This is a genomic window from Nostoc sp. T09 (assembly GCF_002154695.1).
GTDB lineage: Bacteria > Cyanobacteriota > Cyanobacteriia > Cyanobacteriales > Nostocaceae > Aulosira.
In genome coordinates, this window is the sequence record NZ_MTAV01000121.1 from 67049 (window position 1) to 81448 (window position 14400).

General features: G+C 40.9%; 13 protein-coding genes and 1 CRISPR repeat array. Of the genes, 9 read left to right on the forward strand and 4 right to left on the reverse strand.

Going from position 1 to position 14400, the window contains the following annotated elements:
* Positions 1–149: 149 nt before the first annotated feature.
* Positions 150–1268 carry a GTP-binding protein gene (locus BV372_RS23330; protein WP_086688879.1) on the reverse strand — a complete coding sequence of 373 codons (1119 nt, stop codon included), beginning with the start codon at positions 1266–1268 and terminating at the stop codon, positions 150–152.
* 246 nt (positions 1269–1514) lie between these two features.
* Between BV372_RS23330 and cysS the strand changes: the two genes are divergently transcribed.
* The 5 genes from cysS (at position 1515) to BV372_RS23355 (ending at position 6722) form a co-directional block, all read left to right on the forward strand.
* Entirely contained in the window at positions 1515–2981 is a 1467-nt protein-coding gene (cysS, locus tag BV372_RS23335) for a cysteine--tRNA ligase (protein WP_086688880.1), read from the forward strand.
* A 32-nt stretch (positions 2982–3013) separates the two neighbouring features.
* Positions 3014–3349: a hypothetical protein gene (locus BV372_RS23340; RefSeq protein ID WP_086688881.1), complete on the forward strand. Its 336-nt coding sequence runs from the start codon at positions 3014–3016 to the stop codon at positions 3347–3349.
* The gene (locus BV372_RS23345; protein ID WP_086688882.1) at positions 3346–3771 is read left to right on the forward strand and encodes a type II toxin-antitoxin system VapC family toxin; all 426 of its coding nucleotides are present in this window, start codon (positions 3346–3348) and stop codon (positions 3769–3771) included. Before BV372_RS23340 ends, BV372_RS23345 begins: the two co-directional genes overlap by 4 nt.
* Positions 3772–3866: 95 nt before the next feature.
* Positions 3867–5306: a TldD/PmbA family protein gene (locus BV372_RS23350; RefSeq protein ID WP_086688883.1), complete on the forward strand. Its 1440-nt coding sequence runs from the start codon at positions 3867–3869 to the stop codon at positions 5304–5306.
* A 69-nt stretch (positions 5307–5375) separates the two neighbouring features.
* Positions 5376–6722, forward strand: a complete 1347-nt coding sequence (locus tag BV372_RS23355) for a TldD/PmbA family protein (protein WP_086688884.1) — start codon at positions 5376–5378, stop codon at positions 6720–6722.
* A gap of 263 nt (positions 6723–6985) precedes the next feature.
* A CRISPR array of direct repeats spans positions 6986–8103; the repeat unit is 37 nt; unit sequence GTTGAAATACAATCAAATCCCTATTAGGGATTGAAAC.
* 15 nt (positions 8104–8118) lie between these two features.
* Here BV372_RS23355 and BV372_RS23360 read toward each other — a convergent pair.
* From BV372_RS23360 to coaD, 3 genes are all read right to left on the reverse strand, one after another.
* Complete coding sequence (locus BV372_RS23360; protein ID WP_218776758.1) at positions 8119–8460, reverse strand: Ycf66 family protein; 342 nt, start codon at positions 8458–8460, stop codon at positions 8119–8121.
* Between the two features lie 483 nt (positions 8461–8943).
* Positions 8944–9612, reverse strand: a complete 669-nt coding sequence (locus tag BV372_RS23365) for a DivIVA domain-containing protein (RefSeq protein WP_086688885.1) — start codon at positions 9610–9612, stop codon at positions 8944–8946.
* On the reverse strand, positions 9522–10073 hold the full coding sequence (coaD, locus tag BV372_RS23370) for a pantetheine-phosphate adenylyltransferase (RefSeq protein ID WP_086688886.1): 552 nt from the start codon (positions 10071–10073) through the stop codon (positions 9522–9524). The genes BV372_RS23365 and coaD overlap by 91 nt, the downstream gene beginning before the upstream one ends.
* Positions 10074–10582: 509 nt before the next feature.
* On the opposite strand from coaD, the gene lgt reads away from it, so the two are divergent.
* From lgt to rlmN, 4 genes are all read left to right on the forward strand, one after another.
* Positions 10583–11488, forward strand: coding sequence for a prolipoprotein diacylglyceryl transferase (gene lgt / locus BV372_RS23375; protein WP_086688887.1), 906 nt, complete (start codon positions 10583–10585; stop codon positions 11486–11488).
* A 177-nt stretch (positions 11489–11665) separates the two neighbouring features.
* Positions 11666–12472: a precorrin-4 C(11)-methyltransferase gene (cobM, locus tag BV372_RS23380; protein ID WP_086688888.1), complete on the forward strand. Its 807-nt coding sequence runs from the start codon at positions 11666–11668 to the stop codon at positions 12470–12472.
* Between the two features lie 202 nt (positions 12473–12674).
* The gene (locus BV372_RS23385; RefSeq protein WP_086688889.1) at positions 12675–13028 is read left to right on the forward strand and encodes a phenylpyruvate tautomerase MIF-related protein; all 354 of its coding nucleotides are present in this window, start codon (positions 12675–12677) and stop codon (positions 13026–13028) included.
* 300 nt (positions 13029–13328) lie between these two features.
* Positions 13329–14399 (forward strand): 23S rRNA (adenine(2503)-C(2))-methyltransferase RlmN, encoded by a 1071-nt coding sequence (gene rlmN, locus BV372_RS23390; RefSeq protein WP_086688890.1) that lies wholly within the window; start codon positions 13329–13331, stop codon positions 14397–14399.
* Position 14400 lies beyond the last annotated feature (1 nt).

Consider the following 14400-nt stretch of genomic DNA (forward strand, 5'->3'; position numbering starts at 1 on the left):
TATTTGGATATTGAACCACAGATAAACACTGATAAACACAGATAAATATCGGTGTTCATCTGTGTCCATCTGTGGTTTTTTTATTTTTATTCAGTTTTTTGCAAGAAGTCTATTGGTCATTTTCATAACCAATGACAAATAACTAAAAACTACTTACCGAAGCCTTTACCTCGACTAACAGAAGGAAGACAAAGGCAGTTTTCTATCTGACTGAGCAAAGTTTGGCTATCTAAATGTTGACCAATCAACACTAGTTGGTTTTTTGGTTTACCTTTCCACTCATCATCATCCATTGTGAAACGCTTGCCGCACAAGTGGAAAATATGACGTTTGGGGCTTTCATCAAACCACATAATACCCTTTGCCCTAAAGACATCAGTGGGTAGTTGGTTATCTAAGAAATATTGAAACTTCCTAATAGAAAAAGGCTTATCACTTTCAAAAGACAATGAGGTGAAACCATCATTTTCTAAATGGTCGGAATGATGGTGATGATGCTCATGGTCATGGTCATGATCGTGATGGACATGACCGCATGTTGAATGATCGTGGTCGTGGTCATGATGGTCATGATCGTGATCATGATGCTCATGTTCATCCGCCACATTATCAAAATACTTGTCAGACTCAAACAAACCAACACTCAGAATTAAGGGAAGTGGCACTTCTGAACGCGTGGTGCGGAGAATTCTTGCTCCTTCCTTAACTTCACCAATTTTTCGTTCTAATTCATTTAAAGCAGCTTCATCAACTAAATCTACTTTGTTCAAAATAATGACATCACCATAGGCAATCTGACTATAGGCTGCCTGAGAGTTAAATAAATCTAGGCTGTAATTCGCCGCGTCTACTACGGTAATAATTGAATCCAAACGAGTTAAATCTCGTAGTTCTGTGCCGAGAAATGTTAGGGCTACCGGCAATGGATCTGCTAGTCCCGTTGTTTCTACAACTAAATAATCTAACTTCTCTTCACGTTCTAAAACTTTGTAAACGGCGTCAACTAAATCACTATTAATGGTGCAACAAATACAACCATTATTTAATTCCACCATGTTTTCATCGGTGGAAACAATTAATTCATTATCGATGCCAATTTCACCAAATTCATTGACTAAAACGGCGGTTTTTAAACCCTGCTGATTAGTCAGGATATGATTAAGTAATGTTGTCTTACCACTACCAAGGAAACCTGTAATAATTGTTACAGGTATACCTTGTTTTGGCGCATCCATTGCTTGAGATTCAGGAGTAACTGCTGATTGCATAGCGCTCTAATCAAAACAAATAAAGTCAAAAAGTAGGAGTGTAGCGCAGAGAGTCCAGAAAACACTAGGATAAGGATGCTGGACTCTCATCCCAGGTGCTTTACCCTATTATTACGTATCTACCTATTTCAAAATTATTATCTGAAGCTGTACTTGCTTTAATCTGCATCTAGATAGGTAGTCAAGATGTTTACCACAATTAGGTTTTACCATTCTGAATCTTGAATTTTGAATTTTCAACTGCTTATGACCCTAACCCTTTACAATACCCTCACCCGTCGCCAGGAACCCTTTGAAACAGTAGAACCGGGCAAAGTTAAGATGTATTACTGCGGCGTGACGGTATACGACTACTGTCATTTGGGTCATGCCAGAGCTTGTATTGTTTGGGATGTAGTGCGGCGATACCTCCAGTTTATCGGCTATGAAGTGCGCTACATCCAGAATTTTACCGATATTGATGACAAGATTCTGAATCGAGCGCGGCAAGAACAATCATCAATGGAAGCTGTTGCGGATCGCTTCATTAAAGCCTATTTTGAGGATATGGGCAGGCTGGGAATCAAACAAGCTGATGAGTATCCCCGTGCTACCCACACGATGAATGGCATTCAACGGCTGATTCACGATTTAGAAAATAAAGGCTATGCTTACCCCTCTGCTGGTGATGTTTACTATGCTGTGCGGCAGTTTTCTGAGTATGGTAAGCTTTCTGGGCGGAGGTTAGAAGATATGCAAGCTGGCGCGAGCGATCGCGTAAACTTGGAAGATCCAGAATACCAAAAGAAAAAAGACCCCTTTGATTTTGCTCTGTGGAAAGCGGCAAAACCTAATGAACCTGCTTGGGAATCACCTTGGGGTGCAGGTCGTCCGGGATGGCATATTGAATGTTCGGCAATGGTACGCGATCGCTTGGGCGATACCATAGATATCCACGCTGGCGGTGCTGACTTAATTTTTCCCCACCATGAAAATGAAATTGCCCAATCTGAGGCGGTGACAGGCAAACCTTTATCTCGCTACTGGCTGCACAACGGCATGGTAAAAGTCGATGGCGAGAAAATGTCCAAGTCTTTGGGAAACTTTACCACCATCCGAGATTTACTGAATCGCGGGGTGGAACCAATGGCGGTGCGTTTATTTGTCCTGCAAGCCCAATATCGTAAACCCATTGATTTTACTGATGAAGCGATTGCTGCTGCTACCAACGGCTGGCATACCTTAAAAGAAGGTTTGCTGTTTGGCTATCAATATGGTGAACAACTTGGTTGGGAATTAAAGGACACAGAGGTGCGGGGACATGGAGAAGAAATCTCTACCTCATACATAGAACGTTTCAAAGAAGCCGTGAATGATGACTTTAACTTCCCTGGTGGGTTAGCAGTAATCTTTGAATTAGCTAAGGAACTGCGCCGTGAAGGAAATATCATTGTGCATGAAGGCAAAACGGAAACACCAGCAGATGAATTACGCCAACAATGGCAAACACTTGTCACCTTGGCTGGAGTCTTAGGTTTAGAAGCAAAGTTAGAAGATGAAACTTCTGTGAGTAATGGTTTGAGCGATGTAGAAATTGAAGATTTAATTCAACAACGCCAAGCAGCCAGGAAAGCAAAGAATTTTGCCGAAGGCGATCGCATTCGTGATGAACTACAAGCTAAAGGTATTACTCTAATTGATAGTAAGGATGGCACTCGTTGGCACAGGAGTTAACAATTCAAGCAAAGAAACAATAGGATGAAAAAATGATATCTTCCCAATCAGCAAATATCTTAGACTTTAATATCCTTTTAGAAAAAGATAACACTGGCAAAGAAACTGCGATTGTACTAGAAATTCCTGAATGTCGAATTACATCTGACACCCGCCAGCAAGCATTGGATGGAGTACGTCAACTTCTGGCAGAACGTTTAGCTAAAGCAGAAATTGTTTCTTTGCAAATGGAACTGCCTTCAAATCCCCATCCTTGGATGAAATTTGCTGGAATGTTTAAGGACGATCCTCTATTTGCAGAAATTGCCGAGGACATTAGAAAACAAAGACATGAAACTGAACAGGAATCTTCAGCAAGTGATGTATGAGTAGATGGATACTCGATACAGATCATGTGTCCCTGTTCCTTGAAGGTAATCGCAAAGTCATTACAAAAGTTTCTCAAATATCGTTTGTAGCTATCACAATTATTACAGTTCAGGAAATTTTCAACGGGTGGATGGGTAAGCTTAACGATCCATCCCAAGCTGAAAATTTGGTTATAGTCTACACAAAACTTTGGGAAACAACAGATTATTTTAAGAGCGTCGTCATATTAAACTTTGATGAAACAGCAAATGCTTGTTACGAAAGGCTGTTGAAACAACACCCAAAACTCAATAAGAAAAGGCTGCAAAAAGACTTTCGTATTGCTGCGATTGCTCTGTCTACAAATAGCATCATGGTCACACGTAATTATAAAGATTTTTCTCAAGTTCCCAACCTGCGAATAGAAGATTGGACAGTATAAACAATAAACTTTTGGTAACAAGCTGTAGGCAAGCGATCACAACGCAATAGAATTGTCGACAATAATTTCTTCATTTTGAATTTTGAATTGATATTATGTGGTCTGAATTAACAAAAGCGATCGCTGATCTCAATATTCCTGTTGATTGGGCTGGTATTAGAGTTGTTAAAGAAACATCCTCTAACCGTCATGTTCGTGATGGCTTACCGCAAGCTAACGGCAAATACTCCACAATGGGAGCTATGCTGGAAGTTTTGGTAAATGGCTGCTTAGGGTATGCTGCTACCAATTCTTTAGATATTGCTAGCTTACAAGCTGCTGCGGAAATAGCGTATAAACAAGCACTAGTAGCCAGCGAATGGTGGATTTATCCGTTCGGTGAAACTGAGCGTCCTAAAGTTGTGGGTGAATATATATCACCATTTTTAGAACCATTAGATGCTCTCAGTCCTGGGGAAATCAACGATTTGCTGGTTCGGATTTGCCAGACGTTGAAAGTTAGCGACAAAATTGTGCAAACCACAGCTAGCTTTAATAGCAGCGAAAAAGAGACATGGTTTGTCAGCAGTAATGGCTCCCAAGTGTACCAAAAGTTTCTTTCTTTGGGCAATCATTACGGAGCTACTGCCCAAGATGGAGCGATCGTTCAGCAGCGTACCAACAACGGTTGGCACGCAAACTGTTACCAAGGTGGACTGGAACTATTAAAACAAGAAGGCTTATGGCATCGGGTGCAACAAGTTGGTGCGCAAGCAGTCGAACTATTGACAGCAAAGGAGTGCCCGAATACACGTACTAATTTAGTGTTAGCACCAGACCAGATGATGCTGCAAATTCATGAAAGTGTTGGACATCCTCTAGAAATTGACCGAATTTTAGGAGATGAGCGTAACTACGCCGGAGGTAGCTTTGTCAATAAAAGTGATTTTGGCAAGCTAGTCTATGGTTCGCCATTGATGAACATTACCTTCGACCCCACTGTACCTGGTGAATTTGCCAGCTATGGCTTTGATGATACTGGTGCTGAAGCAACACGCGAGTATGTGATCAAAGGAGGCGTACTACAAAGGGGTTTAGGTAGCCTAGAAAGTCAAGCCAGAGCCGATGTAGCAGGTGTAGCCTGTGCCCGTGCTTCCTCTTGGAATCGCCCCGCGATCGACCGCATGGCAAACTTGAATTTAGAGCCAGGAAACGCCAGCTTTGACGACATCATCGCCGGGATCGAACATGGTGTTTACATGGAATCTAACCGTTCTTGGTCGATAGACGATCGCCGTTATAAATTTCAGTTTGGTTGCGAGTATGCCAAATTGATTGAAAACGGTAAACTTACCAAAACCCTCCGTAATCCCAACTATCGAGCCACAACTCCAGAATTTTGGCAAAGCTTAATCAAAGTAGGTGATGCTTCTAATTGGCAAATTTACGGTACTCCTTTCTGCGGGAAAGGAGAACCGAATCAGGCAATTTGGGTAGGACATGGTTCACCAGTTTGTCTATTTGCTAACGTCGAAGTGTTTGGCGGTGGTAGTTGAATAGTCATTTGTTATTTTCCACATTCCCTTGTCTGTTTATCTCCCTCATCTTCTTCATTTCCCCTGCTCATGAAAATTGACGAGTTATCTGCTTTAGAAGTCAGCTTTAATCAACTAATTGAAACTCTACTAATCAAAAAAACTGCAACTGAAGAATTCACTGTGAAACTTAGCAGTGAGCGGAGCCAATTTACTCGTTTTAATCACGCTAAGGTACGACAAACTGGTTACGTCGCTGATGGTTGGATTGAACTGACTTTGATGGAAGATCAGCGCAGTAGTTTTCGGCAGTTTCCCTTCACTGGCAATTGGGACATTGATTGGCAAATAGCATACAACTCTTTACAAGAGTTACGTGCAGAGCTTCGCTTGTTACCTATCGATCCATATCTAGTTTTGCCATCGGGAAATAATACGAGTAGGGAAGTACATTTTGGTAAATTATTAGCAAATGAAGATGTAGTACCAACAATATTAGAACTAGTTGCAGAATTAGATTTTACTGGAATATATGCTGGGGGAATCGTCATTAAAGCTTATGGCGATTCTCAGGGGCAAAAACATTGGTTTGCCACAGATACATTTACTTTAGACTATTCTCTATTTAGAGAATCAGGACAAGCAGTTAAAGGCACATTTGCAGGTAGCAATTGGAATCAATCTGCTTATCAAACTAGAATTAGTGAAGATAAAAAACAATTAGAATTACTTTCCCTCGCCGCTAAAGAATTACCGAGGGGAAAATATAAAACTTATTTTGCACCCGCCGCAGTTGCGGATTTAGTAATGATGCTTTCTTGGGGGGCTGTGAGTGAAGCCGATCTCCGACAAGGTAACAGTGCATTGGCTACGCTATCTCGGCAAGAAAAATTGCTTTCCCCAGAGTTTAGTTTAAAAGAAAACTTTCAGCTAGGATTGGTGCCGCGATTTAATGAGTGGGGAGAAATGGCAGCACCGGAGTTACCGATAATTCAAAAAGGATTTTTAATAAATACCTTAATTAACTCTCGGACTGGCAAAGAATATCAAAAAATTGCTAACGGTGCTAATAGCTCAGAAACTTTACGTGCGCCAGAAGTGAGTCCGGGAAATTTGGCATTTGAGCAGATTTTGCCAAGTTTAGATACAGGCTTATATGTATCGAACTTGCATTACTTGAATTGGAGCGATCGCCCCACAGGTAGAATTACAGGTATGACCCGTTATGCTTGTTTTTGGGTAGAGAAAGGAGAGATTATCGCCCCCATCGAAAACTTGCGTTTTGATGACAGCCTCTATCGCTTTTGGGGAGATAATTTAGTTGATTTTACCAATTTTCAAGAATTTATCCCCGAAGTCGGAACCTACGAAAGCCGTCAACTTGGAGGTAGCCTGGTTCCAGGGATGTTGGTAGAAGATTTTACATATACCTTGTAATTAACTACGGAATTGCGTCAACCAGTAGCTGTTAAAGAAACGAAGTGCGAAATTTTAGCTGAATTTACTGCTGTACAAAGGTTTGAGCCTTATTACCCAAAAAACAGGTTGACGCAAGCTCTATAATCCTGATTGGGAAAGGATTTCAGGAAAAAACTTACCTCATCTCTTGACGATACCTAGTGCTGGAATGCTAACATGACTCCAGATCGACGCCACCGCACCTTGAAAACTAAATACAGTCTGCCTTTCAACACTGAGCGGTTGAAATACAATCAAATCCCTATTAGGGATTGAAACATTTCATGATCGTAATTACTGCTTTCAGTCCGGGGTTGAAATACAATCAAATCCCTATTAGGGATTGAAACCATCGTCAAAACTACTCTTAAGGCTCCCGTGAAAAGTTGAAATACAATCAAATCCCTATTAGGGATTGAAACTTCATTGTCTTCATTGGATTCTCCAAAGCTTTTGGTTGAAATACAATCAAATCCCTATTAGGGATTGAAACCATGCAAAAGCGAAATACAATCCATTTTTTACCAGTTGAAATACAATCAAATCCCTATTAGGGATTGAAACCTGACTTACAAAACTTACATCAACCCAGGACAAGGGTTGAAATACAATCAAATCCCTATTAGGGATTGAAACTGAACAAGCAGCGGCGAGAGTCGGTACCATCCTTAGGTTGAAATACAATCAAATCCCTATTAGGGATTGAAACTACATAAATCAGCTACGGCTTCTTGCGGAGTAGTTGAAATACAATCAAATCCCTATTAGGGATTGAAACATCCTCCCACGCTAAACACTGCCTTGGCTATCACAGTTGAAATACAATCAAATCCCTATTAGGGATTGAAACGGTTTCGATGTCTACAATTTATTGGGCAAAGAATGCAAAATGTTGAAATACAATCAAATCCCTATTAGGGATTGAAACAAAGGAAGGCGTACTCAAGGGGAGATTGCTTTAAGTTGAAATACAATCAAATCCCTATTAGGGATTGAAACAGTTTTTTAGGAGAATTCTGCTGGATTCATAAACTGTTGAAATACAATCAAATCCCTATTAGGGATTGAAACGCCAACAGTACGCCCTAATAGCACCATCCGAGGCTTTAGTTGAAATACAATCAAATCCCTATTAGGGATTGAAACCAAGATATTCGCGCCAAATGGACTTAATGGACTCGTTGAAATACAATCAAATCCCTATTAGGGATTGAAACTTTACTTTGGGATAACTCTCGTCTATGGATGGATGGTTGAAATACAATCAAATCCCTATTAGGGATTGAAACATTTCTTTCTTAGGAACAGAAAGCCAGCAACTTCGTTGAAATACAATAAAATCCCTATTAGGGATTACAACACAAGCTTAGCTATACTATCTATTTCTGTAAACTTCATTGATTAGAATATCTTTAACGCTGAAGTAAATAATTAATATAGTTAATAAAAACTGGGCAAATTGTAAAATTGGATCTAATCGCCAGCCCTGAAAAACAAGAATAAAGCCACAAAGCAACATGACACTTGGTATCAAGAGTGCTTGAAGAAGATAAATAACCAAAGCTATACTGTTAAGTCTGCTAGCACGTCTAAATAGCAAAAATACCATAAAAATCATATAAGATATACCGAAGATTATATATAGTATTCCCATCAAGCTAGCTGTATTTAAACCGAAATTAACTTGCATAAATAATAAAGCATTCAAGATGGACATAATATATATGATTCCTCAATATTTAATGAATTTATCTACTAATAAAGTTCAGTTAGGCTGGAATAATTACAACGTAGGAGCACGGCGCTAGTAAGATTGTCTAGTTGTGAAAAATATTTTCGATGTTCCCTACAAAGATCCTTAACTGAACCGTATTGATTTATCTACCGCTAGGATTTGTCTTATTATATGGCTTTAGGTTACGTTGTTATAGTCCCGACTTGTTAAAGAAGTCGGGACTCTTGGATAAGCTCAAAATTAATGACAATTGCCCTTTGCTTTATTTCAAAATGGACTTTAAATTTATTTTTTTAAATAAAGTATTGTTTAAAATTTAGGAACATAGTAAACTGCCACACAGTTTTTTGCGGCTAATCATTAGCCAAAATGTTTTCTGTGTTGACATTATCTAATGTTGAATTTTTTATCAAATCCTCGTTCTATTTCTTCATATGACTAAATAGGTAATTTTCATAATCAAGCTTATCTTTTCTTAGCTGGTGAAGAATTTCGCTGCGGCGGCATCTCTGCTCGCAGTTCTTGTCTACCATTGGTGATAATTCGCAACATATCTTTAAGATCCTGTTCAATACCTTCTAAGACACTATCAGCATATTGATCGGCACCATTTTCAATTTCTTGAGCTTGAGCGATCGCTGTTTGTCGCATTTCCTCTAACTCTTGCATACAAGCACGACGCTTTTGCTCAATTTCAGCAAGAGTTTCTTGCATCATGGCATCGCATTCTTTTTGTACTTGTCGTCTTAGCTGTTCAGCTTCACGCTCTGCCTGGTTGATAACATCGCTTTCAGCGAGGATTTGCGATCGCTTAGCTTGAGCTGCTTCAACAACTTGCTGGCCATACTCTTCTGCTTCCAGCAAAATTTCCTCTTTTTGATCGAGGATCGATGCTGCTTCTTGAAAAACTGATGGTAAAGAAACCCTAATAAAATCAAGCTGTTCTAACAGCTTTTCATCATCTACTAGCGTGCGTCCAGTCAGCGGAATTCTCAGACCAGAAAGAATGATTTCCTCTAAGCGATTGAGTTCCTCCTGAATGTCTACGCTTCCAGATCCTTCGGGATCGTCGTGAGGGGGGTGATTGTTTCCGTTGTGATTGGGTTCAGCATTGGAGAGTTGTGGTTGTAGCATTGGTATATTTCTAGAGCAACGTGCGCAGGAACGAGATGATCGATAGAGCCACCAAACCTTGCAATCTCTTTTACCACACTACTACTTAAAAAACTATACTCATTGGAGGTGGCTAGAAAAACAGTCTCTATCTGAGTGGAAAGAGTTTTATTAGTATGAGCCATCTGAAGCTCGATTTCAAAGTCTGAAACTGCTCGCAAACCCCGCAATAACACTTGTGCTTGCCGCATTTGAGCGTAGTTGACTGTTAGACCATCAAAACTATCTGCTTCAACATTTGGCAAATGTCTTGTAGATAGGCGAATTTGTTCTAACCGTTGCTGCACGCTAAAAAGTGGGGTTTTGTTAGGGTTGCGCAATACAGCTACAATCACCTCCTCAAACAGCCGACTAGCGCGCTGAATGATATCCAGATGTCCCAAAGTGATGGGATCAAAGCTACCAGGGTAAATAGCAATCACAATCTTCGATACATCAAAGTTATGTAGGCGATTATATCTAAACCTGCTTCTAAAGCCATTGAATCTTAGAGAAATACTATTTTTGTTAGAGAATTTAACGATACTAAGTAATCGTTATCATCTGCGTACACTAGGTCTAGATAAAAATAAGTTCGTAGTGAGTTAGCGCTGTCTTGGGAACCCGCGCAACGCACTGGCTCTGCATGAGCTGCTAACGAAACCGAAGGGTTAGGGCTTTAGTCCTAGATTTTTAAGCACTTAGAGCTGATTTTAAGTTAGTGAAGTACAGATTATACGCCACAAATCCAGGCATCAAGCCTGTTTTACTTCTGAATTCTGGATTCTGACATCTTTATTTTGCTGTAAGTGCTTACTACAAGTTTGAAAGGTTTTTACCTCAAAGCAAAACCTGCTCTAATTGTCTTATATACTCAAAGCTCCTAGCTTCTTGTCCTATGATTGGAAGCTGCTAACGCTGATTAATAATTTAGTTATCTAGGTACTTTTGCATGGCACTGGATCTTTCCACTTTGCCTTTGGCATTTCAGTTTACTTCTCCAGGTCCTATTCTCTGGAGGATAGGGCCAATAACTATTCGCTGGTATGGCTTATTAATCGCCACAGCAGTGCTAATTGGTGTCAGCCTTTCCCAGTACTTGGCAAAACGCCGTAACGTTAACCCGGACTTACTTAGTGATTTGTCAATTTGGCTGGTGATTGGGGCAATTCCGGCAGCAAGGCTATATTACGTTTTGTTTCAATGGCCAGAATATGCTCAGCACCCAGAGCGAATTATCGCCATTTGGCAAGGGGGGATTGCGATTCATGGAGCAATTCTAGGTGGGCTTGTGGCAGCGTTAATATTTGCCAAACTCAAGCAAGTTTCTTTTTGGCAACTAGCAGATTTAGTAGCGCCTTCGCTGATTTTAGGGCAGGCGATCGGACGTTGGGGAAATTTCTTTAACTCGGAAGCTTTTGGCGACCCTACCAATTTACCTTGGAAATTGTATATCCCAGCAGATCGTCGTCCCCCAGAGTTAGCTAATTTTGAGTACTTCCATCCCACTTTCCTCTACGAATCTTTATGGGATTTAATGGTGTTTGCCTTGCTGATAACGTTGTTTGTTAGAAGTTTGCAAGGAAAACCACGCTTAAAGATAGGTACGCTATTTCTAACTTATTTGGCAGCCTATAGCCTAGGACGCGTGTGGATTGAAGGCTTTCGTACTGATAGCCTAATGCTAGGGCCGTTGAGGATGGCTCAAGTCGTAAGTTTAATCGGAATTCTTTTAGGATTAGCTGGGTTAGCTTGGCTTTACTTAGCTAAACGTCCTTTGCCAGATGTCGTTTCCACCTCTAGGAGTAATGGAGCGATAGAGGGGATGAGGGAGACAGGGGAGACAAGGAAGAAATAACTCATTGCTCCTTGACTCTTGAGCAAAAACCCAAAATAAAAAATGCCCTAGAGTGTTCTCCAGGGCTTAACCAGGGTGCATCTACCATTACTCTCTACTAGGGAAATAGAGTTTATCCGGAAAGACACTGAGAATTTATCAAAAATTTTTTTTGAAAAATTGCCTTAGATAATTTATATGAGTAAATTTACTGAGAATATATGTTTTCCAATAACCTTACATTCACTAGAACCAAAGGTTTACATTGTAGGTGCAGGTCCCGGAGATCCTGATTTATTAACGGTAAAAGCGCAAAAACTACTAGCTGTAGCGGATGTAATTTTATTTGCTGATTCTTTAATACCCGAACAAATTTTAGATCTTTGCCGCTCAGATGCAGAAATTATTCGGACTGCGAATAAAACTTTAGAAGAGATTGTACCGCTGATGATAGAACGGGTGCGATCGCATAAATCTGTTGTCCGCCTCCATTCGGGAGACCCTAGCCTCTACAGTGCTATCTACGAACAAATGCAGCTTTTAAAAGAGGCAGAAATTCCCTTTGAAGTGATTCCAGGGATCAGTGCCTTTCAAGCCGCCGCCGCCAAACTGCAAGTCGAACTAACTGTCCCTGGTTTAGTGCAAACTATCATTTTGACGCGCATCAGCGGACGTACAGAAGTTCCTGCTAGTGAAGAACTAGCTACTCTGGCAGCACATCAGGCTAGTCTTTGCTTATATCTGAGTGCGCGTCATGTTGAAGAAGCACAAGCCAAGTTACTACAACACTACCCAGATGAGACCCCAGTAGCGATTTGTTTTCGCGTAGGCTGGCCTGATGAGAAGATTCGGGTTGTTCCGCTTACGGAAATGGCAGATTGTACCCACAACGAACAGCTAATTCGCACCACACTTTACATTATCAGTCCGGCACTTTCGCCAGCAACAGCGCGATCTCGCCTATATCATCCTGAACATAATCATCTATTTCGGTCTAGTCATTAGTCATTTGTCATTTGTCATTGGTTGTTCTGCTTATTCCTTCTGTACCCTCTATCTTCCTCTCATCTCAGTGCCACGGGCAGTTTGCTCAAGTCGGGAAACCCGCCCACGCAACTGCCCTCCTCTGTGCCTCTGTGGTTCGATAAACTAAATAAGATAATTGCCATCATTCAAGTTGGCAATTTTGAAATTTGAATTATTTACTATGCCATTAATTAAAGTACAGACTTCTGTATCTGCTCCTGAAAAAGCTGAAATTGAGGCAATGCTTAAAAGCCTATCAGCTAAGTTAGCAAAGCATTTAGGAAAACCAGAATCCTATGTAATGACAACTTTTGAATCAGAAATTCCAATGACTTTTGCTGGTACTACAGACCCAGTTTGCTACATTGAAATTAAAAGCATTGGCACAATGAAACCTGACCAAACTGAGAGTATGAGTCAAGATTTTTGCCAAGAAATTAACCAAGCACTAAGTGTACCTAAAAATCGCATTTATATAGAGTTTGCAGATGCTAAAGGTGCGATGTGGGGCTGGAACGGTACAACATTTGGTTAGATGCTCATTTATTAAAATTTATAAAATTCATGGGAGATTGGCACAGATTATATGCAAACCAGAAGTGCTATATATCCCAGTTTCTTTTCTACTCATCACTACTAAATTTGTAAGTGAAGGACTGATTGGGAATTATCTGTTGTGGACAAGCATGGGGGAAAAATAGATTGTATTTCTGTCCCTGGACAAGAAGCGGAGTTAAAGATTGAAATACCCATGAGCCAGAAAGCGGTTAAGTCAACTCCGGTATTGAACCAGAAGTTATAGGATAGAGATCCTAGCATCAACTCGTGATTATTTATGTCTGTTACGCCGCTGAGTTCTCAAGTTGACTCATTCAACCCCAAACAGTTAGAAAATATCCCTCCCTTATTAGGTGCTTCCGTTGCTGAATTGACTGCTTGGGTGCAGCAACAGGGACAACCAGCTTATCGAGGTAAGCAATTGCATGACTGGATATATCACAAGGGAGTGCGATCGCTAGCTGATATTTCCGTTTTCCCTAAGCAATGGCGTGCGGAAGTCGCTGAAATTCCCATCGGACGTTCAACTATACACCACCGCGCTGTTGCTCCCGATGGCACAATCAAGTATCTGCTACAACTTGTAGATGGACAAATTGTAGAAACCGTTGGTATCCCCACCGATAAGCGTTTAACAGTGTGTGTTTCTACTCAAGTGGGTTGTCCAATGGCTTGTGATTTCTGCGCCACTGGTAAAGGCGGTTACAAGCGTAACTTAGCACCTCATGAAATTGTCGATCAGGTGTTAACGGTGCAAGAAGATTTTCAGCAACGAGTCAGCCATGTAGTATTTATGGGCATGGGGGAACCGTTGTTAAATACTGAGAATGTATTGGCATCTTTGAGATCCTTAAATCAAGACGTGGGTATTGGACAGCGATCGCTAACTGTCTCTACAGTCGGGATTCGCGATCGCATCCGTCAGTTAGCCCAACACCATTTACAAATAACTCTCGCTGTCAGTCTTCATGCGCCTAACCAAGCACTAAGGGAACAACTTATCCCCAGCGCGCGCCCCTATCCTCTAGAAGACTTGCTGGCTGAATGTCGGGAATATGTGGAAATCACTGGCCGCCGCGTCAGTTTTGAATACATACTGCTTGCTGGTGTTAATGATTTACCAGAACACGCCCTACAATTAGCGAAATGCTTGCGGGGTTTCCAATGCCATGTGAATTTAATTCCTTACAATCCCATTCAAGAAGTAGATTACAAACGCCCCAACAGCGATCGTATTCAAGCCTTTGTCAATGTTTTAAAGCAGCAATTTATTGCTGTCAGCGTCCGTTACTCCCGTGGTTTAGAAGCTGATGCAGCTTGTGGACAACTCAGAGCAAGTAAAAATTAAA

Bases quoted from the DNA above. Each gene is read 5' to 3' on its own strand.
- BV372_RS23330 (WP_086688879.1), bottom strand. From the start codon at position 1,268: ATGCAATCAGCAGTTACTCCTGAATCTCAAGCAATGGATGCGCCAAAA.
- cysS (WP_086688880.1), top strand. From the start codon at position 1,515: ATGACCCTAACCCTTTACAATACCCTCACCCGTCGCCAGGAACCCTTT.
- BV372_RS23340 (WP_086688881.1), top strand. From the start codon at position 3,014: ATGATATCTTCCCAATCAGCAAATATCTTAGACTTTAATATCCTTTTA.
- BV372_RS23345 (WP_086688882.1), top strand. From the start codon at position 3,346: ATGAGTAGATGGATACTCGATACAGATCATGTGTCCCTGTTCCTTGAA.
- BV372_RS23350 (WP_086688883.1), top strand. From the start codon at position 3,867: ATGTGGTCTGAATTAACAAAAGCGATCGCTGATCTCAATATTCCTGTT.
- BV372_RS23355 (WP_086688884.1), top strand. From the start codon at position 5,376: ATGAAAATTGACGAGTTATCTGCTTTAGAAGTCAGCTTTAATCAACTA.
- BV372_RS23360 (WP_218776758.1), bottom strand. From the start codon at position 8,460: ATGTCCATCTTGAATGCTTTATTATTTATGCAAGTTAATTTCGGTTTA.
- BV372_RS23365 (WP_086688885.1), bottom strand. From the start codon at position 9,612: ATGCTACAACCACAACTCTCCAATGCTGAACCCAATCACAACGGAAAC.
- lgt (WP_086688887.1), top strand. From the start codon at position 10,583: ATGGCACTGGATCTTTCCACTTTGCCTTTGGCATTTCAGTTTACTTCT.
- cobM (WP_086688888.1), top strand. From the start codon at position 11,666: ATGAGTAAATTTACTGAGAATATATGTTTTCCAATAACCTTACATTCA.
- BV372_RS23385 (WP_086688889.1), top strand. From the start codon at position 12,675: ATGCCATTAATTAAAGTACAGACTTCTGTATCTGCTCCTGAAAAAGCT.
- rlmN (WP_086688890.1), top strand. From the start codon at position 13,329: ATGTCTGTTACGCCGCTGAGTTCTCAAGTTGACTCATTCAACCCCAAA.